Origin of the sequence: Buttiauxella gaviniae ATCC 51604 (genome assembly GCF_001654835.1) — a bacterium.
In the GTDB taxonomy this organism is placed as follows: Bacteria; Pseudomonadota; Gammaproteobacteria; order Enterobacterales; family Enterobacteriaceae; genus Buttiauxella; species Buttiauxella gaviniae.
Map to the genome: position 1 here is coordinate 1 of NZ_LXEP01000005.1, position 26,895 is coordinate 26,895.

The window sequence follows — 26,895 nt, forward strand, 5'->3', positions numbered from 1 at the left end:
AAATTCCATATGACCTCCTGACCCGATTAAAAGCACTGTATATAAATACACCACTCTATTGCTGGGAAGCAATCCTTTGGCAGGGTGATGTGGTTACTTTGCGAGCAAGATCGCTTTTGCCAATAGATCGTAGTACAGACGAGAAGCACAGGTTAGAACTAAAGGCGAAAAAAAGGCCGACATAAAGTCAGCCTGTTGAAAATTTTTAAGCAACTACAGCTTGTGGCTCAGATAATCACTAAATCGCGACCATGCACTGCCCTTTTTAACATCGGTTAGCGTCACCAGCGGCCAGTGTGCAATCAGCTTGTCGCGGTCAAACAGTTCAATTTCACCAACATGTTGGTTAGCGGCGACAGGCGCTTCCATCTCCGGGTTATCAAGGACATATTTGGCTTTAATATTTGGAACTTCCGATTTTGGCAGTGCCAGATAGACATCCTGATTGGTGCCGACTTCAACTTTCTTTTGGTCGCCATACCAGACAGTTTCGGTGCCAATTTTTTTGCCTTTATGCAGCACCTGCACAGTATCAAAATTATCCTGACCCCAATGCAGCAGTTTGCGCGCCTGGTCTTCGCGGCCTTTCGGGCTTTCAGCCCCCATCACCACCGCAATTAAGCGGCGCTCGCCATCAACACTTGAAGCGATAAGGTTAAAGCCTGCACTGGCAGTATGGCCGGTTTTCAAACCATCCACATTCAGCCCTTTATCCCACAATAGACCATTGCGGTTCTGCTGCGTGATACCATTCCACGTGAGGCTGCGCTCGCTATACATATGATAAAAATCAGGCTCGCCGTGGATAATGGCGCGAGAAAGTACCGCTAAATCGTATGCCGAACTATGCTGGCCTGGCGCATCAAGACCGTGAACAGTTTCAAAATGGGTATCTCGCAGTCGCAGTTGCTGCACGTATTTATTCATCATCGCCACAAATTGTGGCTGCCCGCCAGCGACGTAATCGGCTAACGCGACACAAGCGTCGTTCCCTGAATCAATAATCAGCCCGCGGCTTAAATCATGTACCGTTAGTCGGTCACCGGCTTTCAAAAACATCAGCGACGAACCGTCAAAAACCGGATTCCCTTTCGCCCAGGCATCTTTACCGACGGTGACCATATCGTTTGCCGAGATACGCCCGCTATCAATGGCGCGATCCACTACATAGCCGGTCATCAGTTTGGTCAGACTCGCCGGGTTGCGTCGCACATGTTCATTTTGCGCAGCCAGAATTTGCCCGGTGGTGTAATCCATCAATACCCATGAACCCGCCTGGATTTGTGGCGGAGGTGGCGCATTAACAAAGATATCGTCGGCAAAAGCGGTGTGAGCAGATAATGACAGCAGTGAACAGACAGCAAAAAGACGGATCTTCAACGATATACCCTCGGTAACAATAAATTCAGCCGCTTCTTTTACTGGAGTTTGCGATAATTTTCGCAATTAAATTGCAAAAAGTTATGAATAATCAAATTTGCTCGCCGGATTGGATACTTCTCCCGGTGGTGCAGGCGGCGGGTTAATGGTTTACCATGGCGTTATGCAGCACCAGCAAATAATGATGAATACATGGAGAGAGTTTTAGTGGGATTTCAGTTTAATAACAGTATGTTAAACATCACTCAAGGGCGGGGATAAACCGTGGAAAATTCAACGAATCAACCGACCTTCCTCTTTCATGATTATGAAACTTTCGGCAAAAGCCCATCCCTTGACCGCCCGGCGCAATTTGCGGCTATTCGTACCGATGAACAATTCAATGTCATCGGTGAGCCAGAAGTCTTTTACTGCAAGCCTGCGGATGACTACCTCCCACAGCCAGAAGCTGTGATGATTACCGGCATAACGCCGCAACAAGCCCTGGCGCGCGGTGTTAATGAAGCCGATTTTGCAAAGCGCATTCACAGCATCTTCACTGTGCCGAAAACCTGCGTGATCGGTTACAACAACGTGCGATTCGATGATGAAGTTACGCGTAATATTTTTTACCGTAATTTCTACGATCCTTATGGCTGGAGCTGGCAGAACGATAATTCTCGTTGGGATTTACTCGATGTGATGCGCGCCTGTTACGCGCTGCGCCCGGAAGGAATTATCTGGCCTGAAAACGAAGAGGGGCTGCCGAGTTTTCGCCTCGAGCACCTGACCAAAGCCAATGGCATTGAACATGCGAATGCGCACGATGCGATGTCAGATGTATACGCCACTATCGCCATGGCGCAATTAGTCAAAACACGCCAGCCGCGCTTGTTTGAGTACCTCTACAGCCATCGTTCTAAGCACAAGCTCAACACGCTGATTGATATTCCGCAGATGAAACCACTGGTGCATGTTTCCGGGATGTTCGGCGCATGGCGTGGCAACACCAGTTGGATTGCGCCGCTGGCCTGGCACCCGGATAACAAAAATGCGGTGATAATGGTCGATTTAGCAGGTGATATTTCACCACTACTGGAACTTGACGCCGATACGTTACGCGAACGCTTATATACCCCGAAAGCCTCACTGGGCGATACCGCAGCCGTACCAATCAAACTGGTTCATCTGAATAAATGTCCGGTACTGGCGGTGGCAAATACGTTGCGCCCGGAAGATGCCGAACGGTTAGGAATCGATCGTAAGCGTTGCCTGGATAACCTGAAGTTACTGCGCGAGCACCCTGTGGTGCGTGAAAAAGCTGTGGCTATCTTTGCTGAAGCCGAGCCTTTTGTACCGTCTGATAATGTTGATGCGCAGCTTTATAACGGCTTTTTCAGCGATGCTGACCGCGCGGCGATGCGCATTGTGCTGCAAACCGATCCGCAAAATCTACCGGCTTTGGATATTACGTTCGCTGATAAGCGCATTGAAAAACTGCTGTTTAACTACCGTGCCCGTAATTTCCCAGGAACACTGGATGAAGCAGAACAACAGCGTTGGTTAGAACACCGCCGTGATGTGTTGTCTCAGGAATCGTTGCAAGCCTACGCGCAAGAACTGGAGGCGCTGTATAACCTGCATGAAGCGGACAAGGAAAAGACGGCGTTGCTTAAGGAGCTGTTTGAGTACGCTCAGTTTTTGGTAGGGTAATAGATAGCAAAAAGGCCGCTTTCGCGGCCTTTTTCGTATTTAGCTGTTACGCTAAATCTTCGTTGAATTGTGGAACCGGGTTACGGAAGCGACGAGTCACGAAGGCCAGATAGGTCAAGCCGATGGCTGCCCAAATCAGACCCAGAATCATCGAGCTTTCTTCCAGGTTAATCCACAACGCACCCACTGTCAGCGCGCCACAAATTGGCAGCACCAAATAGTTGATGTGATCTTTGATGGACTTGTTGCGCCCTTCACGAATCCAGAACTGGGAAATCACTGACAGGTTAACGAAGGTAAACGCCACCAGCGCACCAAAGTTAATCAGCGCGGTTGCTGTTACCAGGTCAAACTTAATCGCAAACAGCGCGATGATACCGACCAGTACCACGTTCAGTGCCGGGGTACGCCATTTCGGGTGGATGTAGCCGAAGAAGCGCTCAGGGAACACACCGTCTCGACCCATCACATACATCAGGCGAGAAACGCCCGCATGTGCCGCCATACCTGATGCCAGAACGGTAACACAGGAGAAAATCAGGATGCCAAACTGGAAGGTTTTACCTGCCACGAAGAGCATGATTTCTGGCTGTGACGCGTCCGGATCGTGGAAGCGGGAGATATCCGGGAAGTACAGTTGCAGGAAGTAGGACACCACAACGAAGATCACGCCGCCAATCAGGGCAGTCAGGAAAATCGCTTTCGGGATGACACGTCCTGCATCTTTGGTTTCTTCAGACAACGAGCTAATGCCGTCAAAACCGAGGAATGAGAAGCACAGAATGGTCGCACCGGTAATCATCGGCACCACATTCGCGTGTTCCGACCAGAACGGACGAGTACTGGTTAATGTGCCCGCACCTTCACCATTTGCCACACCGTAAATAACCAGACCGGTGATGACCACCATGACGATCATTTGCAGCACAACAATAAGGCTGTTGAAGTTAGCCACGGTTTTGATGCCGCGCAGGTTGGAGATAGTCATAAAGCCAACCAGCAGCACCACGAAAATCCACGAAGGAATCGACGGTACCAGGGCTTCAAAATAGATTTTCGCCAACAGGATGTTGATCATCGGCATAAACAGATAATCAAGCAAGGCAGACCAACCCACCATAAAGCCAACCACTGGGTGGATTGCTTTTTGAGCGTAGGTATAGGCGGAACCCGCTGATGGGAAGCGGCGTACTAGCTTTCCATAACTTAACGCGGTGAACAAAATTGCCACAAGGGCAAACGCGTAAGCCGTAGCGACATGTCCGTCGGTAAGGCCAGATACAATCCCAAATGTATCGAACAAGGTCATAGGCTGCATATAAGCAAGGCCCATCATAACAACCGGAATGAGCGTCAGGCTCTTACGGAGTTCAACACGAGATTTTGCACCTGCGGTGACGTTAAGCGACATGGTCATTCCCCCAAACGGCGAATACCTGCGCAAAAGCAAAAAGCTGCCCCATCTGAATTTCCTCGGCGACACGACTGTCGTTTTTTAAAAGCTAGTATCTATCCGGTACGAAGCCCGGCCTCTTGGTTTTTTTGGCGGATGCCTGTTTGACTACTAGAACTTAATGCAAAAAAATAACCGACGCGTTTAACGTCGGTTTTTTGTTCTCATTTAGTGAGGCGCGTATTTTGCACCAATTCGAGGCAGGATGACAAGATATTGAGGCCTTCATTAACAATTTCTTTTTCAGCCGTTAACGGGACGAGAAAACGAATGACATTCGCTCTCACTCCACATGACAGCAATACCAAACCTTTTTTGCCTGCTTCTTTCACAAGTTCCTGTGTTAACTCTTTATTTGGGCGGTGGCTATCGCGTGCTTCCACCAGCTCCATTGCAATCATGGCGCCATAACCACGCACATCACCAATGCAATCAAATTGCTCCGCCATCTCATGCAAACGATGGGTAATGAGCTCACCAATTTCCTGTGCTTTTTGATTGAGGTTTTCTTGCTCAATAACATCAGTGACCGCCAGTGCCGCCGCAATGGCCACAGGCGAGCCCGCATAGGTGCCACCAAGACCACCTGGCATCGCCTTATCGAACAGCGATTTTTTGCCAACAAGCGCTGAAAGTGGGAAGCCGCCTGCAAGGCTTTTTGCCATGGTGATGAGATCCGGCTCCACCTCGCTATGTTCAATTGCGAAGGTTTTACCAGTGCGGCAGAAACCACTTTGGATTTCATCTGCAATCAGAACGATGCCGTGCTTATCGCACAACGCCCGCAGTTGCTTCATAAAGGAAGGTGACGCGGCATAGAAACCGCCCTCACCTTGCACCGGCTCAATAATGATGGCGGCGACTTCGTCTGGCGAAACATCAGCAGCAAAAATACCCGCCAATGACGCCAGCGCCTGAGTGTCACTCACGCCAAGATAGGCCGCCGGATAAGGAGCGTGATAAATGCCTGCCGGGAATGGACCATAGCCCTTTTTATACGGCTGCACTTTACCCGTTAAGGCCATACCGAGTAAGGTCCGGCCGTGGAAGGCCCCACGAAATGCGATGATGGCCGAACGCCCCGTCGCAATACGTGCCACTTTAATGGCATTTTCGACCGCCTCGGCACCCGTGGTAAGGAACAGCGTCTGGCATGGTTCGCTTATCGGCACCAATTTGTTTAGCCGTTCGGCAAGCTCAATATAGTTGCCGTAGGGGGTCACCTGGAAACAAGGATGGGTAAATTTTTCAAGTTGTTGACGCACCGCATCAATGACTGCGGGGTGATTATGCCCGGTATTTAGCACCGCAATACCCGAGGCAAAATCGATATAGCGTTTGCCTTCAACATCCCATAATTCGGCATTTTTCGCTTTTTCGATGTATACCGGCAGTGCATTGCCGACCCCATGAGGAACCGCCTGTTCACGCCGCGACTGCCATTGCTGATTGGTTTGCTTCATACAGACTCCTTGCGTGCAAAAAAACTCCGCAAAACAACGCAGAGAAGAAAATTTAAACGCGAAGACATATTCAGAAGAAATAACGAGCCACTTTAAACAATAGATGTGAGCCAGGCGCTCTGCCACTCACCCAAAAGCATTATTTTTGCGCAGTTCCGTATACCAGCGCGATTTCGGGACTGTTGACGATTTGCTCTCGCCACCATTCACTGGCAAGCCCGGCAGTCTGTTCATTCCAGCCAATCCATACCGGAACAAAAGGCACATGGGAAACAACCTGCTTTTCCACCAGCACGCCACTTTCGATAAAACGCTGCGCCATGTAACGGGGAACGTAACCACAGCCAATGCCGCTGATTTGCAGCTCAAGTTTGGTTTTGAAATCAAAAACGGTGATGGCATCTTGTTCTTCGAGTAAATGCATCGAACGTGACGGCTCAAGACGCGATGTGTCGCCAACTACAACTGCACGACTGCGTTTGATAACCCGGCGAGTGAGTGGTTCTTCAGCTTCAGCAAGTGGGTGATGAGGTGCAATAACAAAGATACTTTCAAGCTGACCAAGCAGCGTAAAACCAAAACCACTCAGCGACGGTGGGTCACTCATGGCGCCGACAATAATATCCGCCCGCCCTTCGGTAAGGGCTTCCCAAGAGCCACCCAGCACGCCGTTGATGAATTTCAGCCGCGTCACGCTATAACTTTTGTAGAAAGCTTCAATAAGTGGTGTCAGTAAGGAGAATGGGAAAGAGTCATCAACGCCAATCACCAGTTCGTTTTCCCATCCCTGATGAAGTTTGATGGCCTGCTGTTCCAGTTCGCGCACCGTATGCAGAACTTCGCGCCCTTTTTCCAGCAGAAGCTGACCCGTTCGCGTAAAACGCGCGCGATGCCCTGAACGGTCGAGGATTTGAATGTTGAGATCGTTTTCGAGTTTTTGAACGGTGTAACTGAGTGCGGAAGGCGTTTTAAAGAGCTTTGTTGCCGCCGCAGCAAAGCTCCCTTCTTTATCGAGGGTATCGAGAATGATCAGTACATCCAGCAGTGGTTTCATACTCGTTCCTGAAAGTCACGAGCAACACCCCACAGCGGTTACTGCATGGGCATTACCAGCGGGTTTGGATACTGATATTCAAACCCAAGTTCATTGCAAATACGGTTGCCATCCACCAGCTTACCGTGGCCATTTTGCGTTTCAGTGCGAAAAAGGGGTGCGTCTAAATTCATCTGTCGTGCCATCAAAGAGTAGAACTCGGCACGAGTTGGGTGAGCTGGCGCACATAAATTATAGATGTGCCCGCCTTTCGGAGCCTGTAGCAACAGCGTAATTGCTGAAATAACATCTTCAAGGTGTACCAGATTGACTCCATGAGCGCCATTTGCGACATCGGTTTTTCCTGCAAGAAAACGACCAGGATGGCGTTCCGGCCCAACCAAACCCGCAAGACGCAGAATATCTACCGAAGTACCCGGCAAGTCATGCAGCCAGGTTTCCAGCTCTTTTAGCACCCGCCCACTGGCGGTAACGGGCTCAAGCGACGAAGTTTCTTTAACGCTGCCTTCAGCTTCACCATACACAGACGTGGAGCTGGTAAAAATAATACGCGGAATATTATGAGCCAGAGCGCTATCAACAATTTCCTGCACCGCCTGCAGGTAAAAATCGTCGCCTTCACCAGTACGACGAGCGGGCAGCGTTATCACTAATGCATCCGCATCCAGCAGTGCATCCAGATCGTCGCTGTCACAAACCAGTTCAGGAGTCAGTTGCAACTGATAACTGTCAATTCCACTCATTCTTGCGGCGTCGACACCATCAAGGGTGGTTTTACTTCCTGTCACTTGCCAGCCACGCGCTGACAATGACATCGCCAGTGGCATTCCCAGCCACCCTAACCCGACAATCGCAACCTTTTTCATGCCTTCTCTCCTGGATTACAGCATATCTCTCTGCTGTGCTTTTTAGCCCTTCATTAAGGCTACGCCACGTTACGACAACTGACAATCAATGGCACTAAACAGAATATTAATTGGCGGGGTAAAAAGCCCTTGCACAAGGCACTGCATATGGTTTACGTTAAAAGCACATCATGAATAAACATTCATACGAGAATTTTATGACACGCGTTCAAACTGCTATCCACCATCATCACCATCATCCTGACTAGTCTTTCAGGCGATGTGTGCTGGGAGACAGAAAAATCTTCCAGTGGTGCATGAACGAGTCAATAAGCCCCCGGAAGATTTCTTCCGGGGGCTTTTTTTTGGACGTCAGACAAGAATTAATTAGGGGAAACCATCAATGTTAGACAACACACGTTTACGCATAGCTATTCAGAAATCAGGCCGTTTAAGCGATGATTCACGCGAATTGCTCGCGCGCTGTGGCATAAAAATTAACCTGCATACTCAGCGCCTGATTGCGTTAGCAGAAAACATGCCTATCGATATTCTGCGTGTTCGTGATGACGATATTCCTGGGCTGATTATGGACGGTGTGGTGGATCTGGGCATTATCGGCGAGAACGTGCTGGAAGAAGAGTTGCTAACGCGCCGCGCTCAGGGCGAGGACCCACGTTATTTCACGCTGCGTCGTCTGGATTTCGGTGGTTGCCGCTTCTCTCTGGCGATTTCTGTTGATGAACCCTGGGATGGCCCAGCCAGCCTGAACAATAAGCGTATCGCGACTTCTTACCCTCACCTGTTGAAGCGATACCTTGATGGCAAAGGTGTGCAGTTTAAATCCTGCCTGTTAAACGGTTCTGTTGAAGTGGCTCCACGTGCGGGTCTGGCAGATGCCATTTGTGACCTCGTTTCCACTGGCGCAACTCTTGAAGCCAACGGCCTGCGTGAAGTTGAAGTGATTTACCGCTCCAAAGCCTGCCTTATTCAACGCGACGGTGAAATGCCTGAAGCCAAGCAACAGCTCATCGACAAACTGATGACCCGTATTCAGGGCGTGATTCAGGCGCGTGAATCGAAATACATTATGTTGCATGCACCAAGCGAGCGCCTGGATGAGATTATTTCTCTACTGCCAGGCGCTGAACGCCCAACCATTCTGCCGCTGGCAGGGGACCAACAGCGTGTAGCAATGCACATGGTGAGCAGCGAAACGCTGTTCTGGGAAACCATGGAGAAACTGAAAGCGCTGGGTGCCAGTTCAATTCTGGTGTTACCAATTGAGAAGATGATGGAGTAACACCATGGCAAACTTCAATACGTTGATTAACTGGAATGAGTGCGATGAAGCCGCACAGCAGGCTTTGCTGACCCGTCCGGCGATTTCCGCATCGGAAAGCATCACCCGCACGGTCGCTGACATCCTGAATAATGTGAAAGCTAAAGGTGATGCTGCATTGCGCGAATACAGCGCAAAGTTCGATAAAACCGATGTGCAGCAACTGAAGGTCAGCGAGCAGGAAATTACCGCTGCCGTCGCGCGCCTGGGGCCAGAGATAAAAGAGGCGATGGCCGTTGCTGTTGCGAATATCGAAAAATTCCACGTTGCTCAGCAACTGCCAACTGTTGATATCGAAACGATGCCAGGCGTGCGCTGCCAGCAAGTTACGCGCCCGGTTGCCTCTGTTGGCCTTTATATTCCTGGCGGTTCCGCACCGCTGTTTTCAACCGTATTGATGCTTGCCACGCCTGCCCGTATCGCAGGCTGCAAAAAAGTGGTGCTGTGCTCACCGCCACCGATTGCCGATGAAATTCTGTATGCCGCGCAACTGTGTGGCGTGCAGGAAGTGTTTCAGGTCGGCGGTGCGCAGGCCATTGCTGCACTGGCGCTGGGCACCGAAAGCATCCCGAAAGTGGATAAGATCTTCGGGCCAGGCAACGCGTTTGTTACCGAAGCCAAACGCCAGGTCAGCCAACGCCTTGATGGTGCGGCCATCGACATGCCAGCTGGCCCTTCAGAAGTTTTAGTCATCGCTGATAGCGGTGCAACGCCTGACTTTGTGGCATCGGACCTGCTTTCACAGGCCGAACACGGCCCGGACTCACAAGTGATTCTGTTAACGCCGGATGCAGATATGGCGCAAGCCGTCGCCGAAGCTGTTGAGCGCCAGTTAGCCGCTCTGCCGCGTGCTGAAACCGCTCGCAAAGCGCTGGAAAGCAGCCGCCTGATTATTGCTCGCGACCTCGAGCAATGCATTGAAATCTCCAACCAGTACGGCCCGGAACACCTGATTATTCAGACCCGTAACGCCCGTGAGCTGGTCGATAGCATCACCAGTGCAGGTTCAGTCTTCCTCGGTGACTGGTCACCAGAATCGGCTGGCGACTACGCTTCCGGGACTAACCACGTGCTGCCGACGTACGGTTATACCTCAACCTGTTCAAGCCTTGGACTGGCTGATTTCCAGAAACGCATGACGGTTCAGGAACTCTCACCACAAGGTTTCGCAAGCCTTGCGAAAACGATTGAAACTCTGGCCGCCGCTGAGTTGCTGGATGCCCACAAAAACGCCGTTACCCTGCGTGTTGCAGCACTGAAGGAGCAAGCATGAGCATTGAAGAGTTAGCCCGCGAAAATGTCCGCGCCCTGACCCCTTACCAGTCGGCTCGCCGCCTGGGTGGCAATGGAGATGTGTGGCTGAACGCGAATGAATATCCAACTGCGGTTGAGTACGAACTGACACAACAGACGCTGAACCGTTACCCGGAATGCCAGCCAAAACTGGTCATCGAACGTTACGCCGAATACGCGGGAGTGAAACCTGAGCAAGTGCTGGTCAGCCGTGGCGCAGACGAAGGTATTGAACTGTTGATCCGCGCATTCTGCGAGCCGGGCAAAGATGCCGTTCTCTACTGCCCGCCCACTTACGGTATGTACAGCGTAAGCTGCGAAGCCTTCAACGTGGAATGCCGCGTCGTACCCACACTGGCAGACTGGCAGCTCGATTTACCGGCAATTGCGGAGAACATTGAAGGCGTAAAAGTCATTTACGTTTGCAGCCCGAATAACCCAACGGGGCAGTTAATCAATCCGCAAGATTTGCGCGTATTGCTGGAAATGGCTCGCGGTAAAGCCTTAGTGGTGGCGGATGAAGCCTATATCGAGTTTTGCCCGCAGGCGACGCTCGCTGGCTGGTTAAATGAATATCCACACCTCGTGGTACTGCGCACACTTTCCAAAGCCTTTGCGCTGGCGGGCCTGCGTTGTGGTTTCACGCTCGCCAATGAAGAAGTGATTAACTTGCTGATGAAGGTCATCGCCCCTTACCCGCTTTCGACCCCGGTCGCGGATATTGCCGCTCAAGCGTTAAGCACGCAGGGTATTAACGCAATGCGCGAGCGCGTGGCGCAAGTTCTGTTGAATCGCCAGTACCTGGTCACAGCACTTCAGGAAGTGGGTTGCGTAGAGCAAGTTTTCGACTCAGAAACCAACTATGTTCTGGCTCGCATCACCGCTTCAAGTGCAGTGTTTAAATCTTTGTGGGATCAAGGCATTATCCTACGAGACCAAAATAAACAACCATCATTGAGCGGCTGCCTGCGGATTACCGTCGGCACCCGTTTAGAATGCGAGCGCACTATTGCAGCGCTGCGTGAACAACCAGGCCTGACGGCCACGGAGGGCGTGTGAGCCAGAAAATTCTTTTTATCGACCGTGACGGCACTTTAATTTCTGAACCACCTTCAGATTACCAGGTGGATCGCATGGACAAACTGGCTTTTGAGCCTGCGGTGATCCCTGCCCTGCTGCAATTGCAAAAAGCAGGCTACAAGCTGGTGATGATAACTAATCAGGACGGTTTAGGCACCGAGAGCTTCCCGCAAGCGGATTTCGACGGCCCGCACAACCTGATGATGCAAGTGTTTACCTCGCAGGGCGTCAACTTTGATGATGTGCTGATATGCCCGCACTTGCCGACTGACAACTGTGAATGCCGTAAACCAAAAATTGCCATGGTGAACGGTTATCTGGAAGAAGGCGTTCTGGATAAACCCAATAGCTATGTGATTGGCGACCGTGCGACAGATATTGAACTGGCTGAAAATATGGGTATTCAGGGTTTACGCTACCACGGCGAAACGCTGAACTGGCCGACCATCAGTGAACAACTGACTAAACGTGACCGTTATGCCCATGTTGAACGCGCCACCAAAGAGACGCAAATCGACGTGCAAGTCTGGCTCGACCGTGAAGGTGGCAGCAAAATTAACACTGGCGTGGGTTTCTTCGACCATATGCTGGACCAGATTGCTACCCACGGCGGTTTCCGAATGGACATCAGCGTGAAAGGCGACCTCTACATCGACGACCACCACACGGTTGAAGACACGGGTCTGGCGCTGGGTGAAGCGTTGAAAATCGCGCTGGGTGATAAACGTGGGATTACACGTTTCGGCTTCACTTTGCCGATGGACGAATGCCTGGCCCGTTGTGCGCTGGATATTTCTGGCCGCCCGCACCTGGAATATAAAGCCGAGTATAACTTCCAGCGTGTCGGCGATTTAAGCACCGAGATGGTTGAACACTTCTTCCGTTCGCTTTCTTACACCATGGGCGTGACGCTGCACCTGAAAACCAAAGGCAAAAATGACCACCACCGTGTCGAAAGCCTGTTTAAAGTCTTTGGTCGCACGTTGCGCCAGGCTATCAAAGTTGAAGGCGACACGCTGCCCTCCTCAAAAGGAGTGTTGTAATGAACGTGGTGATTCTGGACACCGGATGCGCCAACCTGCACTCGGTGAGGTCAGCAATCCAGCGCCACGGCTACGAGCCACTGGTTAGCCGCGATCCTGATGTGGTGCTACGCGCCGATAAACTCTTTTTACCGGGTGTAGGAACAGCACAAGCGGCGATGGATCAGATTCGTGAGCGCGACCTTATCGTTCTGATCAAAGCTTGTACACAACCCGTGCTGGGTATTTGCCTCGGTATGCAGTTGCTGGGTTCGCGCAGCGACGAAAGCAACGGTATAGAGATGCTCGGTATTATTGAGCAGCCGGTGCTAAAAATGGTCGATCATGGTTTGCCTTTGCCGCATATGGGCTGGAACCGCGTCTATCCCAAAGCCGGTGACCGCTTGTTCCGTGGCATTGACGATGGTGATTATTTTTACTTCGTGCACAGCTACGCGATGCCGGTATGTGCAAACACCATTGCGCAGGCAAGCTACGGTGAAGCCTTCACCGCTGCCGTGCAAAAAGATAATTTCTTTGGCGTGCAGTTCCACCCGGAGCGCTCGGGTGCCGCTGGCGCGAAATTACTGAAAAACTTCCTGGAGATGTAAGCACCATGATTATTCCTGCTCTCGATTTAATTGACGGCACAGTGGTGCGCCTTCATCAGGGGGACTATGGCCAGCAACGCGATTACGGCAACGACCCGTTGCCGCGCCTTCAAGAGTACGAAGCGCAAGGTGCGCAAGTGCTGCATCTGGTCGATTTAACCGGCGCAAAAGACCCTGCCAAACGCCAGCTCTCACTGATTAAAACGCTGGTTGCAGGCGTGAAAGTTCCCGTGCAAGTGGGTGGTGGTGTACGTACAGAAGAAGATGTTGCCGCACTACTTGAAGCAGGTGTCGCGCGTGTTGTCGTCGGATCAACAGCGGTGAAATCACCCGAGGTTGTCAAAGGCTGGTTTACCCGCTTTGGTGCTGATGCACTGGTGTTAGCACTTGATGTGCGCATTGACAAACAAGGCAATAAACACGTCGCGGTCAGCGGCTGGCAAGAGAACTCTGGCGTAACGCTTGAAGAACTGGTGGAAACATACCTGCCCGTCGGGCTCAAACATGTGTTGTGCACCGATATTTCACGTGACGGTACGCTGGCAGGCTCTAACGTGTCGCTGTATGAAGAAGTTTGCGCACGTTTCCCACAGGTGGCGTTCCAGTCCTCCGGCGGCATTGGTGATATCGATGATATCGCCGCTTTACGTGGAACAGGCGTTCAGGGCGTGATTGTTGGGCGTGCACTGCTGGAAGGGAAATTCAACGTAACGGAGGCAATCTCATGCTGGCAAAACGGATAATTCCTTGCCTGGATGTACGAGACGGGCAAGTAGTCAAAGGTGTGCAATTCCGCAACCATGAAATCATCGGCGATATCGTCCCGCTGGCGCAACGTTACGCTGCCGAAGGTGCCGATGAACTGGTGTTTTACGATATCACCGCCTCGAGCGATGGCCGTGTGGTCGATAAAAGCTGGGTGTCACGCGTGGCGGAAGTTATTGATATTCCATTCTGTGTGGCGGGTGGCATCAAGTCGATTGAAGACGCAGCGCAGATTCTCTCTTTCGGTGCAGACAAAATCTCCATCAACTCCCCTGCTCTGGCTGACCCTGAACTGATTACCCGCCTGGCTGAACGTTTTGGCGTGCAGTGCATTGTGGTCGGAATCGATACCTGGAATGATTGCGAAACCGGGAAATATCACGTCAATCAATATACCGGCGATGAAAGCCGCACGCGTGTCACCAAGTGGGAAACTGGGGATTGGGTGAAGGAAGTACAAAAACGTGGGGCCGGGGAAATCGTTCTGAATATGATGAACCAGGATGGCGTGCGTAACGGTTACGACCTGGAGCAATTGAAGAAAGTACGTGAAGTTTGCCACGTGCCGCTGATTGCCTCGGGTGGAGCAGGAACCATGGAACACTTCCTCGAAGCTTTCCGTGATGCAGATGTTGATGGTGCGCTGGCAGCCTCAGTGTTCCACAAGCAAATTATTAATATTGGTGAGCTGAAACTTTATCTGGCTCAACAAGGCGTGGAGATAAGAGTGTGCTAACACAAGAGCAGCAAAACCAACTGGACTGGGAAAAAACCGACGGATTGATGCCGGTGATTGTTCAACACGCGAAATCTGGTGAAGTGCTGATGCTGGGATATATGAACCCAGAAGCTCTGGCGCAAACCATTGAAAGCGGAAAAGTCACCTTCTTCTCACGCACGAAACAGCGCTTATGGACCAAAGGCGAAACCTCCGGCAATTACCTCAACGTGGTAAATATTGCCCAGGACTGTGATAACGACACGCTTCTGATTCTGGTCAACCCGATTGGCCCAACCTGCCATTTAGGTACCTCAAGCTGCTTTGGTGAAACCCACCACGACTGGCACTTCCTGTATCAACTCGAGCAACTGCTGGCATCACGCAAAACTGCCGACCCTGAGAGTTCGTATACCGCGAAGTTGTATGCGAGTGGGACCAAGCGTATTGCACAGAAAGTCGGTGAAGAAGGCGTGGAAACTGCGCTGGCGGCAACAGTTAATGACCGTTTTGAGCTGAAGAATGAGGCGTCAGATTTGGTGTATCACTTACTGGTATTATTGCAGGATCAGGATTTGGATTTGAGCGCGGTGATTGAGAATTTGCGGGAAAGGCATAAGTAGGTTTACGTTGATGTGAAAAAGGCCGCGAAAGCGGCCTTTTTCACATTTAGATAAGTCTTACACAATTGGCTTGTAGTTACGCAGTGCGTTACGTCCAAGGACAACACCAGCCCCTAGAATCAGACCAACCAGAGCACCCAAGACTAATGTCAGACCCTTTTTCGGGCTATCACGGCGAATTGGCAAACTTGGTTTCATTACATAGCGGAAGGCGTAAGTAGTATCTGGTTTAGACTTCAACGCATTGATCGCTAACAAAGTTTGACGAGCGCTGAAGTAAGACTCATCCAGAGGCAGTGGACGCGTCGCTTCATTCTTAATGATGGATGAAAGCGCATCACTACCTAATACAAACAATGTGTCTTCAGACAGCGTTTCAGCCTGCTGAACCAGGGTGTTTTTGATGTTGGATTGCTGCGCAACTATCAATGCCTGATTCAGGATCTCCAGACGCTTGTCTTTCTTCTCTTGAGCAATTTTCTCTTTGGTTGCCAAATCGACTTTCAGATCTTCAACTTTAGAATTGATACTGGTCTGCAAGTCATCATCAAGCTCGGTAACAATGCGTTTATTAATTTGCTGAATATAATTGGTGAGCGTTTTTTGTGCCTCACCTGCGGTAGTTGCAACATAGCTCACTTTCAGTGGAACAGGCTGCCCTTTTACCGATTCTTCTATCGTCAATTTTTCAGGCTTTTCTTGATTGTCTAACTGTTCGGACAAAGCAGACAACGCTGAGTTAAACCGGCCAAAGAAACGCTGCTGTATCTCTCCAATACTCGGAATACTTGACGGATTTTGGCTATACAGAATATTCATTGAGTTATTGTAGTTCGCAATTTGCCCTGAATCCGGCAACGTAATGATAGCCTCCGAGGTCCATTTCTCTTTAGCAACGAACAGATAGATAACAGCAAGGATTATAGCTGCGACAGCAAAAGCGATTATGGTAACTTTACCCTTCCATAACTGCATTAAAATATCAATTAAATCAATAGATTCCATCGACTCAGCAATGTGGTTTTTGCCCGCATTATTGTTATCTTGGTTCATGTTTACCCTAGAGAAAGTAGTCACATTCAGTTATTTAAGTGCACGAGATAATTGTAGATGAAATATTTAATTGAAAAATAAGAATTTTGTTCAAAAATATTATATCTCATCACATGTGTTAATTTAGTGTTAACACTTATTCACTAACTGTATCATGTTCAATCGAGAAAACTAGTCGGTTAATCCGAAAAAAAGCGGCCCTAAAAAGGACCGCTTAAGTAACCACTTTACTGTAGGCAAATGACTATTCAAGCCATTCAGTATGGAATACACCTTCTTTGTCAGTGCGCTTATAGGTATGCGCACCAAAGTAGTCGCGCTGCGCCTGAATCAGGTTAGCAGGCAGAACCGCTGAGCGATAGCTATCGTAGTAAGAGATAGCTGCGGAGAAAGTCGGTGTTGGAATACCATTTTGTACCGCGTAAGAAACGACATCACGCAGTGCCTGTTGATATTCGTCAGCAATCTGTTTGAAGTATGGTGCCAACAACAAGTTTGCAATCGCTGGGTTCTCAGCGTAAGCATCAGTGATTTTCTGCAAGAACTGGGCGCGAATAATACACCCTGCACGGAAAATCTTAGCAATCTCGCCGTAGTTGAGATCCCAGTTATTCTCTTCAGAAGCGGCACGCAGTTGTGAGAAGCCCTGTGCGTAAGAGACGATCTTGCCCAGATACAATGCACGACGCACTTTCTCGGAGAACTCAGCTTTATCACCGGCGAATGGTTTAGCTTGCGGGCCGCTCAGTACTTTAGATGCGGCAACACGTTGCTCTTTCAATGAAGAGATATAACGCGCAAACACAGATTCAGTGATAAGCGACAGTGGCTCACCGAGATCCAGCGAGCTTTGGCTAGTCCACTTACCAGTACCTTTATTCGCTGCTTCGTCAAGAATCACATCAACCAGATAGTTACCGTCTTCATCTTTTTTAGTGAAGATGTCTTTAGTGATGTCAATCAGATAGCTACTCAACTCACCTTTGTTCCAGTCGGTAAAGGTGGTTGCCAACTCTTCATTGGACAGATTCAGGCCATTTTTAAGCAGCGAATATGCTTCAGCGATAAGTTGCATGTCGCCGTATTCAATGCCGTTGTGAACCATTTTGACATAGTGACCAGCACCATCAGCACCGATATAAGCAACACATGGCTCGCCATCTTCTGCTACTGCGGCAATCTGCTTAAGAATTGGTGCAACCAGTTCGTAAGCTTCTTTCTGACCGCCAGGCATGATAGATGGGCCTTTCAGGGCGCCTTCTTCACCACCAGAAACACCGGTACCAATGAAGTTAAAACCTTCTGCAGACAGTTCACGGTTACGGCGGATAGTGTCGTGATAGAAGGTATTGCCACCATCGATAAGAATGTCACCCTTATCAAGATAAGGCTTCAAAGAATCAATGGTTTTGTCCGTGGCTTCGCCTGCCTTAACCATTAATAAAATACGACGAGGAGTTTCAAGAGATTCAACAAATTCTTGCACTGTGTAATAAGGAACCAGCTTCTTGCCCGGGTTCTCAGCGATAACTTCTTCAGTTTTATCGCCTGAACGGTTGAACACGGAAACGGTATAGCCACGGCTTTCGATATTGAGCGCCAGGTTGCGCCCCATCACTGCCATGCCAACGACGCCGATCTGTTGCTTGGACATTACATGCTCCTGTCAGGTAATATATGTAATTTATAACTTAACATCTTATGAATACATCGTCAGTTAAACTCTATCTCAATAAATTCTTCTTTCATAATTATTTTTTTTGTTGAAATCCACTATCATAATAAGGGATAAAATAAAAAACCAATAGCTAGCATAAATCATGACATTTATTTTTAACAAGCACAACATTATAATTAATATTTTCTGAAATGAAAAATTCCTTATCAAAAAAAACAAAAATAAAATATTTATTACTAAGCCACCAAAAACACCAAATATTGTAATATTTGCACCCCAAAAAGTAAGATCATATAGACCTTGAAAAAATAGTGGCATTTTAAATAAATCATACCCCATGAGACCTGCTCCACCATATAAATATTTGGGATTCTGAAGGAAATAATTAATAGTGTCGATTTTAGTGTTATTACTACCATCACCGCCCATAATAAACAATTGATATCTTTGTAATAGATAATCATTAAAACAGGCGACTAATAACAACAAACAACCTATCATCACAAATATAAACATTGGCTGTCTAAAGATTTTTTTTATATTCACTAAAAATAAAAAACAAAAAACCTGTATAATACCAACAATTGAGAATGACATTGCCACTGTGACCAATGACAAATACCCCCGTTTGTTAATATAACCACCAAGTAAATACCGAATACTAATAAGACAAATAATTGCAGAAGAATATTCAGCAGGTTCATTAAATATCCCTGACGCACGAAAAAGTGTATCATGAAAATTTCTTGCACCAAACCCACCTGACAATCGACTATAATCTAGGTAAAAATTTAATACATAATAAGAGATAAATTGAATTAAAAAAAACAATACATTAATTGACAATGTTAAATCAATAGCTCGTTTTAATTTATCAATCGTGAAAGAACTAGAAAAAAAACACACGCAAAAGTAAAAACATCCAACTAGAGATAATATCAAATTAATATTTATACGTTCTTTATAATCAACATATTGAACAACTATAATATAGTTGATGCATAGCACAATGAAAAATAGAAAAAAAAGGACCAACCCTTTTGTATAAATAACCCTAGAATTTAACAATGTAAAAGTTATAGCTACTAGAGGTAATACTCCCCAGGCAATAGTTACTCCGATACTACTTCCTAGAGGGAAGAAAGCGGCTAAGACACAAAAAAATATATTTTGATCTTGGATCTTTTTTTTGTTAGAAGTCATACATATTTGTGCGTTCATGATTGACCCCTATTTTATTTGATAGAACCCACAGAATAAGTGAAAATTTATAACCCAATGGTACATTATAATCTTTATTTTTTTCATCCATGTTGTAATAATAATCTTTCAAAACTGACTTCATTTTCTTTAACGAAAAAACCTCTGCCCTGTTTCGATGATTTTCACTTAATAAATTATAATCAATATTGTTTAGGGATAATAAATACTTCATAAGTTCAGAAAAGTTTCGATTTGAAGCATTCAGACCTTTTTCCTGGAAAGAAAGCCCCTGCGTATGTGTTAGGAACCCTGGAGTTAAGCCTTGTCGTTCTGACTCCACACCAATAATAGCTGGGACACCTGCGGCCGCAGCTTCAACAATTGCCGTACCACAGCCAACAAATGCAAAGGCGCCATCAAGTATACTAGGTAATTTACTATATTCCACATCACCAAAAAAAATAGTTTCAACTCTCTTTTCCAGAGCGTATTTCTTTATCTTTTCCTTTTCAGGTCCATCTCCATAGATTTCAAAAACAAATCGATCGTTAAGATTTAATTTATTTAATGCATCAATCATATTATAATTATAAGTTTTAAAATCCACCAAACGACCAATAGATATTATTCTTTGACTATGTTTGTCTGGGTTACACATTGCATAAAGCTCGGTATTAACCCCAATGGGCAACTTATTAACATAAGGCTTATGAAAAATATTTCCATAAAGATTGCAAGTATAATCATTCATAAAAATAACATTTTTTGAGTCTATTTCATGAAAATTACACAACTGCATTCTTCTCATTTTGTTGTGTGTATCGCCCCATTGAAATTCACGAGAATGATACACTCCAACTGATTCTATCTTTCTTTGTGGTAGAATCTCATTTATTCTTTTCATTAACATTAGAGAGAAAGAGCAACTTGCATGAATTATATCAACATTATTAAAAAGCGTTTTTATGATTTTTTTGTTAAGTGGAAATATTGTTCTTAATGTGGCAAATTTAGGATCAAAGGTTTTCATTATATCCTTTAGAAAAATAACTTCTCCATGTTTTTTAAATTTTGTTAACAATTCATTATTAAATGAGTCGCTCATAATAAGCAGTTTATAATAGAACTCACCATCTAATTGTTCTGCAGCTCTAACTAAAAACGTTTCGATTCCGCCTAGGTTAAATCCACTATTAATAAACAAAATTGTCTTCATACTCTTCTCCTTTTAAGATAACTATTAATTTCCATCCAAAAAGAGAAAATTAAACATGTTATTGCTGCAAAAGATACAATCATTCCAATCATGAGAAAAAATAACACCCTTGAACTATAATCCACATTATCGATATACAATCTCGACATACAAAATATTACGGAAAAAGATATCACAAGAGGAAGTGTTATATCTCTTAACACCCATTGCATATGATGTTTTGGAGCATAAACATGATGCACAAAACCAGACCATATAAATAAAGTAAATATATTCAAACAAAGCCAAATCCAGCCAGTACCGTATGCACCATAAGTTCGCGAAAAAAAGTATATCAAAGGAATTAATAAGATAAAAGCAACAGTATTATATACTATATGCAATTTTAATTTGCCATGTGCATATTGTAAAAAATATTGAAAACTAATCAATGCAAGTAAACCATTTCCTAAAGCATAGAGTGGTAAAATTTCTCTTCCCCAGTGAGAAGCTTCAGTATTTTTTGTCCATGCATATAAAATTTTTTCTGCATTCAAGCATAACATAAACACAATTGGGAAAATAACACTTGAAATAAATCTTGTGGCTTTATGATATAAACCAAGCATTTCATCTTTTTTGTTTAAATTTAATAGATATGCCATTCGTGGCAAAATAGCATTATTAACTGGGGTAGCAAGCATCGTAATCCCATTAACCAATGTAATTACAAGCATAAAGTAACCAAAATCACTTAATTTTAGAAAAGAGGAGAGAAGAAGCTTGTCTAATTGTGTAAGAAAAAGCCAAATACTTGTTGTATAGGCTGTTCCGATCATAAAGGGAAATGTTTTTTTTAAACAAGAAGGTGATAATAGCGGAATTTTTATAAAATAAGAAAGTCGGCCAAGATATAAATTAGAATAAAATTTAATACCGTATAATAAAACTTCAACAATAGTAAGTAAAATTTGGTATATGAAATAACCAGTAATTGTCATATTGAAATGCATAAATAGCAATATCGGGAATGGTAACCTCAGGGTAATAATAATAACGTTGATAACATTGACCCAAACTTGCTGTTCAAAACCATTAATACCACTTTTGTATAAACTAACAAACCAGCGTAAACCAAGCATCCCCCCCATTAAAAGCAGACAATTAGCAACCTCTGTAACATTTAAGTTATTTAGCTTTAACCAATGAATTGCAATATAATGACTTAAAAATAAAGACGTCATTATCATTACGACTGCTATAATAAAAAAGATCGTTTCCAAACTACGTGCAAGTTTAAGTATATAGGTTTTACTCGCATTTGTACCATTATTATTAATAGCGACTTCTCTCCCCAAAGTAGGAGACATCCCTAAATCAAATAAAAGCATCCAAGATTGAAGTAATGTAAAAAATGCAATTAAACCATAGGATTCTGCATCTAAGAGTTTTAAATAAAAAGGTAATATAACGATACCAATAACGGCTAAGTATATCTGTCCTATATAATTAAATATTACATTTGTTTTAAGTCTATTTTTCATTTTAAAAAACTCTGAACACAAATATTGCAAATAAAAAAAGACGGTCTCTAAATCGTCTTCTAAGTTTATTTACCTTACATGCTAATAAAAATCTATCAATGAATTTATTAGACTTTATTAATGGTAAAATCTCTTTGTTATCATGATCAAAAATTTCGAATATTTTCAAGACTTCTTTAATATACCATCCATTTCTGATCAATATTATTCTTTTCCAAAAAGCACGAAAGCTATTATTTGCACCAACTTGATTATTTTGATGTTGTCTATATAGCATAGTAGGTTCAGGATCAATAAACCAGCTGTAATTATTAGCACGACAAAATGCATATATTAGCCAATCGTGCAAAGCTATATCAAGAATGATACTTTTATTTAATGTACAGAAACGTTTAAACTCCTTGGCTACATTCTCTCTTAATACATAAGTACAACCAGGCCCGGCAGCTTCAAAAAAGTAATCAAATTCGACCTGTGGTTGTGATTTACTGATCAAACATCTTCGATGATCATCCCAAAATGCAACTACATTACTCGAATAAACATGTTTATGTTGTAAATTTTTAATTGCCCTTTCCAATTTATTTTCATACCATAAATCATCCTGATCAGCTAAAGATACATAATCAAAACTAGATAAATCTGTATCTAGTAAAAGTCTATAGAAATTTCGTGCGGCTCCACCAAACCGCTCTCCATAGGGCAATATTACTATATTTGTATATTGCTTGCTTAATTCATTACATAGATTAAGTGTATTATCAATTGATAAATCAATGCTGATGAATATTGTAACACTTACATTTTTTTGCGTAATAATTGTTTTAATTTGCTCTTCAATATATTGTTCACCATTATAAGCTGCTAATAATACTGCGACGGTATATAATTTATGTTGTGACTCGTGTATATTCAACTACGTAACCTCCTGATAAAATTGATAATTTTTCTAAGCGGAGGAAATACTACTATAATTCCTAACAAACATTTAAATTGTTTATCGCGAAATGAGCACATAAATAAAAATGAACTTATCTCGTAGAAATTTTTCCATGCGTTATCGAAACTGGTTATTTGACCATCGTGACGACGATAGTAAAAGAGATTATCATCTAAATTTGCAAACTTCATTCCTTTATGAATCATTCTCAAAAAAAGCTCGTGATCTTCCGACATAAAACCAAATTTATATCCACCAACGTCTAAAAGTGAACTTTTTCTAAACATTAGTGCAGGATGACATAAAACATTTCTTATAGGTAAGATATTAGTTATCTCTTGAGATGTTTCATAAAAAGGAAATTTTTTTTCTAAATTTTCTCCATGTTCATCTATGAGTTGTATTCGACATCCAATTACATCATATTCGCTATTATTTTCTAAAAACTCAATTTGTTTAATGAAACGATCCCTATGACTTATGTCGTCTGCATCCATACGAGCGATATATTTTCCTCTTGCAAAAGAAATGCCTAAATTTAACGAAAAGACAAGACCTTTTATATTGGTAATGAGTAATTTAATTCTTTTGTCAGATTCAAGAAAAGGTATTATATCTTTAATATCATAATCGGTCATGCCGTTCATAATAATTATTAATTCAAAATCATCAAAACTCTGAGTTAATATACTATTTACTGCATCTGTGAAATATGGGTCAATTCTATTACATGGTAATACGACGCTAATGAATGGGCAATCTTCTAATTTTTTGGTCATATATAAATACGCTATTTCTTCTTAAGATTGAGGAGGTCGTTTTCCAATTCTAGCAAATGCTGCTTTCTTTTTATTACTTTTTTGGCTGGAACACCTAGGTACGTCCAAAATGTTTCACAATTTTTATTAACGAGCGATAGAGCTCCTATTGCAACTCCTTCTTGTAGCGTCACATTGGGTAAAATAATTGAACCACTACCTACAATAACGTGTTTTTCAAGAATAACCTCACCAGATTTTACATTCGTGAATTGACTAGGTAACGTTGGATTTGTTAAGAAATTCCCACTATAATCATCGGTACTTGAGTAGACTGATACTCTAGATGATAGACCACAATAATCAAATAACTTAATAAGTCCGTTACCTATAAGTAGACAGAAAACTGCTATATGTACATTATTACCTATTTCGATTCCATCATTACCAGCGGAAATAACACAGAAATCATCGATGCGAACATTATTACCAATCATTATACGCTCAGCACCGTATATAGAACATTTCTTGGATATTAATACGTTACAACCAATATTCTTAAAGCCAATTTCTTTTAACTCTGCGTCGCAGTAATAACTCATAGAAAATACTCCTTCACTTTTTCAATTACATACATCTGTTCTTCATCTGTTAGTGAAGCATGAATTGGTAAACAAAGAACTCTCTGAGATTTATCTTTGGCATTAGTAAGTTTTTGGGGGTTAGAACTTGATAATCCTTTATACATAGGCATATCACTAATTAGTGGATAAAAATATCGTCTAGACATAACCTTGTTAATTTTTAAAAAATCATATAAGCCATCTCTACTGATATTATTTTTGCTTTTTATGAGTATTGGGAAATAAGAATAATTCTGAGAAGCAGTTTCTTGCTCATCAATTATTTCAATGCCACTTATAATCCCCAATTCATTTTTATAACGATAATGAATTTCTTTACGATATTCAATGGCAGTACGTATATATTTTAATTGTAACAGACCAAATGCTGCATTAACTTCACTCATTTTCCCGTTAATGCCTGGTGCTGTTACTGTTAATTCATCTACAAAACCAAAGTTTTTTAATCTATCTATGCGTTCTTTTGTTTTAGCGTCTGGGCATACAATGGCCCCACCTTCAAAAGTATTAAACACTTTTGTTGCATGGAAACTTAATATTGATAGATCACCATAGGTTAATAGACTTTTGTCTTTAAATTCTATTCCAAATGCATGAGCTGCATCATATATAATTTTCAATCCATAATTATCAGCTATTCTTTGTATTTCTTCTACATCGCATGGATGCCCATAGCAATGAACTGGCATGATTGCTGTAGTATTGGGTGTTATAGCTTCTTCGATTTTCCTAGGATCAATATTGAAACCATTAATTTCTGTATCTACAAATACTGGTGTCAGATTATTCCACATAATGGAATGCGAGGTTGCTACAAATGAATATGGTGTTGTTATTACTTCTCCTTTTATTCTCAATGCTTGCAATGCAGTAACAAGAGCTATTGTTGCATTTGTAAACAAACAAATATGTTTAACATTTAAAAATTCACATAATTCCTTTTCTAAGCGCTGATGAAATGGGCCGTTATTTGTCAGCCATTTATTATCCCATATTTCTCTCAAATATGGGATAAACTCATCAAGCTCAGGTAAATGTGGTTGTGTTACAAAAATATTTTTTCTCATATCAGCACCCTTGAAAGTCCTTGAATGAAATACCATTATTATCTTTTTCCGATAAAATAAAAGGCGCACATGGCCACTTTATATCTATAATAGGATCATTCCAGAGGATAGTACTCTCAGCATCAGATCTATAATAGCCTGTAGTTTTATATAATAAATCTGCTTCGGCACTTATCACTAAAAAACCATGTGCAAAGCCTTCTGGTATCCATAATTGCCTTTTATTTTCACCTGATAAATAAACTCCTTCCCATTTGCCAAATGTAGGGGACTCAGGACGAATATCCACAGCAACATCAAATACTTCACCTGTTATACATCTGACCAATTTACCCTGTGCGTGTGGCTTCTTTTGAAAGTGTAAACCTCTTAATACGCCATTGGTGGATTTTGAATGATTATCCTGTACAAATTCAACCTTCCGCCCTACTGCCTCTTCAAATACTTTCTGATTAAAACTTTCCATAAAGAAACCGCGTTCATCACCAAAAACTTTAGGCTCAAAGATTAATACATCTGGAATAGCTGTTTTTATTACATTCATTTTAGAGGCCTTTAACCATTTTCAGTAAATACTTACCATAATCATTTTTCACTAACGGTGCAGCCAGTTTCTTGACCTGCTCAGCATTTATGAACCCTTTACGGAATGCTATCTCTTCTGGGCAAGCTACTTTTAACCCCTGACGCAATTCAATAGTCTGAATGAAGTTGCTAGCTTCAATTAAGCTTTGATGCGTTCCAGTGTCCAACCAAGCATACCCACGCCCCATCATGGCAACTGACATTCGGCCTTGCTCCATATAGATGCGGTTAATATCTGTAATTTCTAATTCACCACGAAGGGAAGGCTGCAGACTTTTCGCCATTTCCACTACGCTATTATCGTAGAAATAAAGACCGGTTACTGCATAATTGCTTTTTGGCTCAAGAGGTTTTTCTTCTAGTGAAATAGCTTTACCTTCTTTATCAAATTCAACTACACCATAACGCTCAGGATCGTGTACATGATATGCAAATACTGTAGCGCCTGACTCTTGGGCTACTGCATGTTCAAGTTGTTTTTGAAGATCGTGACCATAGAAAATATTATCGCCTAGAACCAATGCACAATCATCATCACCTATAAATTCTTCACCGATAATAAATGCCTGCGCAAGGCCGTCAGGACTTTCCTGCACTTTATATTGCAGATTCAGTCCCCACTGAGACCCGTCTCCAAGCAACTGCTCAAAACGGGGAGTATCCTGCGGAGTGCTGATAATCAAGATATCGCGAATACCGGCGAGCATTAAGGTGCTCAGCGGGTAATAAATCATTGGCTTGTCATAGATTGGTAGCAGTTGTTTACTCACTGCCATTGTCACTGGATATAAACGAGTGCCAGAACCACCAGCAAGAATAATACCTTTACGTGAAGTCATATTAATTTTCCATTTTGAAAGCGGCCTTTGATAAAACCACTTATTAAT

General features: G+C 44.1%; 28 protein-coding genes and 1 other annotated feature. Of the genes, 11 read left to right on the forward strand and 17 right to left on the reverse strand.

All coding sequences use genetic code 11. The annotated features are described in order from the left end of the window. Window positions 1-185: hypothetical protein (locus M977_RS25680; RefSeq protein ID WP_209438596.1), on the forward strand; the 185-nt coding region annotated here is incomplete at its 5' end. Between the two features lie 28 nt (window positions 186-213). Here M977_RS25680 and dacD read toward each other — a convergent pair. Continuing rightward, window positions 214-1,380 (reverse strand): serine-type D-Ala-D-Ala carboxypeptidase DacD, encoded by a 1,167-nt coding sequence (dacD, locus tag M977_RS03350; protein WP_064512154.1) that lies wholly within the window; start codon window positions 1,378-1,380, stop codon window positions 214-216. 264 nt (window positions 1,381-1,644) lie between these two features. Here dacD and sbcB point away from each other — a divergent pair, with 264 nt between their 5' ends. Beyond that, entirely contained in the window at window positions 1,645-3,072 is a 1,428-nt protein-coding gene (gene sbcB / locus M977_RS03355; RefSeq protein WP_064512156.1) for an exodeoxyribonuclease I, read from the forward strand. Between the two features lie 46 nt (window positions 3,073-3,118). On the opposite strand, the gene M977_RS03360 is transcribed toward sbcB, so the two are convergent. The 5 genes from M977_RS03360 to M977_RS03375 all read right to left on the reverse strand — a co-directional run bounded on the left by M977_RS03360 (window position 3,119) and on the right by M977_RS03375 (window position 7,908). Further along, on the reverse strand, window positions 3,119-4,483 hold the full coding sequence (locus tag M977_RS03360) for an APC family permease (protein ID WP_064512283.1): 1,365 nt from the start codon (window positions 4,481-4,483) through the stop codon (window positions 3,119-3,121). Then, window positions 4,473-4,535 carry a membrane protein YoeI gene (gene yoeI, locus M977_RS26070; RefSeq protein WP_115631794.1) on the reverse strand — a complete coding sequence of 21 codons (63 nt, stop codon included), beginning with the start codon at window positions 4,533-4,535 and terminating at the stop codon, window positions 4,473-4,475. The genes M977_RS03360 and yoeI overlap by 11 nt, the downstream gene beginning before the upstream one ends. A 154-nt stretch (window positions 4,536-4,689) precedes the next feature. After that, window positions 4,690-5,988 (reverse strand): 4-aminobutyrate--2-oxoglutarate transaminase, encoded by a 1,299-nt coding sequence (gabT, locus tag M977_RS03365; RefSeq protein ID WP_064512158.1) that lies wholly within the window; start codon window positions 5,986-5,988, stop codon window positions 4,690-4,692. A 139-nt stretch (window positions 5,989-6,127) separates the two neighbouring features. Continuing rightward, window positions 6,128-7,042 (reverse strand): LysR substrate-binding domain-containing protein, encoded by a 915-nt coding sequence (locus tag M977_RS03370; RefSeq protein ID WP_064512160.1) that lies wholly within the window; start codon window positions 7,040-7,042, stop codon window positions 6,128-6,130. A gap of 38 nt (window positions 7,043-7,080) precedes the next feature. Beyond that, a complete protein-coding gene (locus M977_RS03375) occupies window positions 7,081-7,908 on the reverse strand; it encodes an SDR family oxidoreductase (protein ID WP_064512162.1) in 828 nt (275 codons plus the stop codon). Window positions 7,909-8,105: 197 nt separating this feature from the next. Between M977_RS03375 and hisL the strand changes: the two genes are divergently transcribed. The 9 genes from hisL to hisIE all read left to right on the forward strand — a co-directional run bounded on the left by hisL (window position 8,106) and on the right by hisIE (window position 15,341). Continuing rightward, a complete protein-coding gene (hisL, locus tag M977_RS25165) occupies window positions 8,106-8,156 on the forward strand; it encodes a his operon leader peptide (protein WP_208326149.1) in 51 nt (16 codons plus the stop codon). Further along, window positions 8,132-8,254 (forward strand) — a sequence feature (His leader region). It overlaps the preceding gene by 25 nt. A 36-nt stretch (window positions 8,255-8,290) precedes the next feature. Then, window positions 8,291-9,190 (forward strand): ATP phosphoribosyltransferase, encoded by a 900-nt coding sequence (hisG, locus tag M977_RS03380; RefSeq protein WP_064512164.1) that lies wholly within the window; start codon window positions 8,291-8,293, stop codon window positions 9,188-9,190. 4 nt (window positions 9,191-9,194) lie between these two features. Continuing rightward, on the forward strand, window positions 9,195-10,502 hold the full coding sequence (hisD, locus tag M977_RS03385) for a histidinol dehydrogenase (RefSeq protein WP_064512166.1): 1,308 nt from the start codon (window positions 9,195-9,197) through the stop codon (window positions 10,500-10,502). Further along, window positions 10,499-11,581, forward strand: coding sequence for a histidinol-phosphate transaminase (gene hisC / locus M977_RS03390; RefSeq protein WP_064512168.1), 1,083 nt, complete (start codon window positions 10,499-10,501; stop codon window positions 11,579-11,581). Before hisD ends, hisC begins: the two co-directional genes overlap by 4 nt. Next, window positions 11,578-12,645: a bifunctional histidinol-phosphatase/imidazoleglycerol-phosphate dehydratase HisB gene (gene hisB, locus M977_RS03395; protein WP_064512171.1), complete on the forward strand. Its 1,068-nt coding sequence runs from the start codon at window positions 11,578-11,580 to the stop codon at window positions 12,643-12,645. Before hisC ends, hisB begins: the two co-directional genes overlap by 4 nt. Continuing rightward, window positions 12,645-13,235: an imidazole glycerol phosphate synthase subunit HisH gene (hisH, locus tag M977_RS03400; RefSeq protein ID WP_064512173.1), complete on the forward strand. Its 591-nt coding sequence runs from the start codon at window positions 12,645-12,647 to the stop codon at window positions 13,233-13,235. The genes hisB and hisH overlap by 1 nt, the downstream gene beginning before the upstream one ends. 5 nt (window positions 13,236-13,240) lie before the next feature. Beyond that, on the forward strand, window positions 13,241-13,978 hold the full coding sequence (gene hisA, locus M977_RS03405) for a 1-(5-phosphoribosyl)-5-[(5-phosphoribosylamino)methylideneamino]imidazole-4-carboxamide isomerase (protein WP_064512175.1): 738 nt from the start codon (window positions 13,241-13,243) through the stop codon (window positions 13,976-13,978). After that, window positions 13,960-14,736 (forward strand): imidazole glycerol phosphate synthase subunit HisF, encoded by a 777-nt coding sequence (gene hisF / locus M977_RS03410; RefSeq protein WP_064512176.1) that lies wholly within the window; start codon window positions 13,960-13,962, stop codon window positions 14,734-14,736. Before hisA ends, hisF begins: the two co-directional genes overlap by 19 nt. After that, the gene (hisIE, locus tag M977_RS03415; protein ID WP_064512178.1) at window positions 14,730-15,341 is read left to right on the forward strand and encodes a bifunctional phosphoribosyl-AMP cyclohydrolase/phosphoribosyl-ATP diphosphatase HisIE; all 612 of its coding nucleotides are present in this window, start codon (window positions 14,730-14,732) and stop codon (window positions 15,339-15,341) included. Before hisF ends, hisIE begins: the two co-directional genes overlap by 7 nt. 57 nt (window positions 15,342-15,398) lie before the next feature. On the opposite strand, the gene wzzB is transcribed toward hisIE, so the two are convergent. From wzzB to rfbA, 11 genes are all read right to left on the reverse strand, one after another. Beyond that, window positions 15,399-16,394: an LPS O-antigen chain length determinant protein WzzB gene (gene wzzB, locus M977_RS03420; RefSeq protein WP_064512180.1), complete on the reverse strand. Its 996-nt coding sequence runs from the start codon at window positions 16,392-16,394 to the stop codon at window positions 15,399-15,401. Between the two features lie 244 nt (window positions 16,395-16,638). Then, window positions 16,639-18,048, reverse strand: coding sequence for an NADP-dependent phosphogluconate dehydrogenase (gndA, locus tag M977_RS03425; RefSeq protein WP_064512182.1), 1,410 nt, complete (start codon window positions 18,046-18,048; stop codon window positions 16,639-16,641). Window positions 18,049-18,123: 75 nt separating this feature from the next. Then, window positions 18,124-19,293, reverse strand: a complete 1,170-nt coding sequence (locus M977_RS03430; RefSeq protein WP_064512184.1) for a hypothetical protein — start codon at window positions 19,291-19,293, stop codon at window positions 18,124-18,126. Next, window positions 19,265-20,491 (reverse strand): glycosyltransferase, encoded by a 1,227-nt coding sequence (locus M977_RS03435; RefSeq protein WP_064512186.1) that lies wholly within the window; start codon window positions 20,489-20,491, stop codon window positions 19,265-19,267. Before M977_RS03435 ends, M977_RS03430 begins: the two co-directional genes overlap by 29 nt. Beyond that, a complete protein-coding gene (locus M977_RS03440) occupies window positions 20,488-22,014 on the reverse strand; it encodes a lipopolysaccharide biosynthesis protein (RefSeq protein WP_064512188.1) in 1,527 nt (508 codons plus the stop codon). Before M977_RS03440 ends, M977_RS03435 begins: the two co-directional genes overlap by 4 nt. A gap of 1 nt (window position 22,015) precedes the next feature. Beyond that, window positions 22,016-22,930 carry a glycosyltransferase gene (locus tag M977_RS03445; RefSeq protein WP_245163480.1) on the reverse strand — a complete coding sequence of 305 codons (915 nt, stop codon included), beginning with the start codon at window positions 22,928-22,930 and terminating at the stop codon, window positions 22,016-22,018. Next, complete coding sequence (locus tag M977_RS03450) at window positions 22,927-23,733, reverse strand: glycosyltransferase (RefSeq protein WP_064512190.1); 807 nt, start codon at window positions 23,731-23,733, stop codon at window positions 22,927-22,929. The genes M977_RS03445 and M977_RS03450 overlap by 4 nt, the downstream gene beginning before the upstream one ends. Window positions 23,734-23,744: 11 nt before the next feature. Further along, entirely contained in the window at window positions 23,745-24,314 is a 570-nt protein-coding gene (locus M977_RS03455) for an acyltransferase (RefSeq protein ID WP_064512192.1), read from the reverse strand. Beyond that, on the reverse strand, window positions 24,311-25,423 hold the full coding sequence (gene vioA / locus M977_RS03460; RefSeq protein WP_064512193.1) for a dTDP-4-amino-4,6-dideoxy-D-glucose aminotransferase VioA: 1,113 nt from the start codon (window positions 25,421-25,423) through the stop codon (window positions 24,311-24,313). Before vioA ends, M977_RS03455 begins: the two co-directional genes overlap by 4 nt. A gap of 1 nt (window position 25,424) precedes the next feature. After that, window positions 25,425-25,967 (reverse strand): dTDP-4-dehydrorhamnose 3,5-epimerase, encoded by a 543-nt coding sequence (gene rfbC / locus M977_RS03465; protein ID WP_064512195.1) that lies wholly within the window; start codon window positions 25,965-25,967, stop codon window positions 25,425-25,427. Between the two features lies 1 nt (window position 25,968). After that, entirely contained in the window at window positions 25,969-26,847 is an 879-nt protein-coding gene (gene rfbA, locus M977_RS03470; protein ID WP_064512197.1) for a glucose-1-phosphate thymidylyltransferase RfbA, read from the reverse strand. Between the last annotated feature and the right edge of the window lie 48 nt (window positions 26,848-26,895).

Coding starts and splice junctions, on each gene's coding strand:
- rfbA (WP_064512197.1), bottom strand. CDS start 26,847: ATGACTTCACGTAAAGGTATTATTCTTGCTGGTGGTTCTGGCACTCGT.
- M977_RS03435 (WP_064512186.1), bottom strand. CDS start 20,491: ATGAAGACAATTTTGTTTATTAATAGTGGATTTAACCTAGGCGGAATC.
- hisA (WP_064512175.1), top strand. CDS start 13,241: ATGATTATTCCTGCTCTCGATTTAATTGACGGCACAGTGGTGCGCCTT.
- gndA (WP_064512182.1), bottom strand. CDS start 18,048: ATGTCCAAGCAACAGATCGGCGTCGTTGGCATGGCAGTGATGGGGCGC.
- M977_RS03375 (WP_064512162.1), bottom strand. CDS start 7,908: ATGAAAAAGGTTGCGATTGTCGGGTTAGGGTGGCTGGGAATGCCACTG.
- M977_RS03370 (WP_064512160.1), bottom strand. CDS start 7,042: ATGAAACCACTGCTGGATGTACTGATCATTCTCGATACCCTCGATAAA.
- M977_RS03455 (WP_064512192.1), bottom strand. CDS start 24,314: ATGAGTTATTACTGCGACGCAGAGTTAAAAGAAATTGGCTTTAAGAAT.
- wzzB (WP_064512180.1), bottom strand. CDS start 16,394: ATGAACCAAGATAACAATAATGCGGGCAAAAACCACATTGCTGAGTCG.
- hisH (WP_064512173.1), top strand. CDS start 12,645: ATGAACGTGGTGATTCTGGACACCGGATGCGCCAACCTGCACTCGGTG.
- hisD (WP_064512166.1), top strand. CDS start 9,195: ATGGCAAACTTCAATACGTTGATTAACTGGAATGAGTGCGATGAAGCC.
- M977_RS03360 (WP_064512283.1), bottom strand. CDS start 4,483: ATGTCGCTTAACGTCACCGCAGGTGCAAAATCTCGTGTTGAACTCCGT.
- rfbC (WP_064512195.1), bottom strand. CDS start 25,967: ATGAATGTAATAAAAACAGCTATTCCAGATGTATTAATCTTTGAGCCT.
- hisC (WP_064512168.1), top strand. CDS start 10,499: ATGAGCATTGAAGAGTTAGCCCGCGAAAATGTCCGCGCCCTGACCCCT.
- vioA (WP_064512193.1), bottom strand. CDS start 25,423: ATGAGAAAAAATATTTTTGTAACACAACCACATTTACCTGAGCTTGAT.
- hisG (WP_064512164.1), top strand. CDS start 8,291: ATGTTAGACAACACACGTTTACGCATAGCTATTCAGAAATCAGGCCGT.
- hisF (WP_064512176.1), top strand. CDS start 13,960: ATGCTGGCAAAACGGATAATTCCTTGCCTGGATGTACGAGACGGGCAA.
- M977_RS03450 (WP_064512190.1), bottom strand. CDS start 23,733: ATGACCAAAAAATTAGAAGATTGCCCATTCATTAGCGTCGTATTACCA.
- M977_RS03430 (WP_064512184.1), bottom strand. CDS start 19,293: ATGAACGCACAAATATGTATGACTTCTAACAAAAAAAAGATCCAAGAT.
- M977_RS03440 (WP_064512188.1), bottom strand. CDS start 22,014: ATGAAAAATAGACTTAAAACAAATGTAATATTTAATTATATAGGACAG.
- gabT (WP_064512158.1), bottom strand. CDS start 5,988: ATGAAGCAAACCAATCAGCAATGGCAGTCGCGGCGTGAACAGGCGGTT.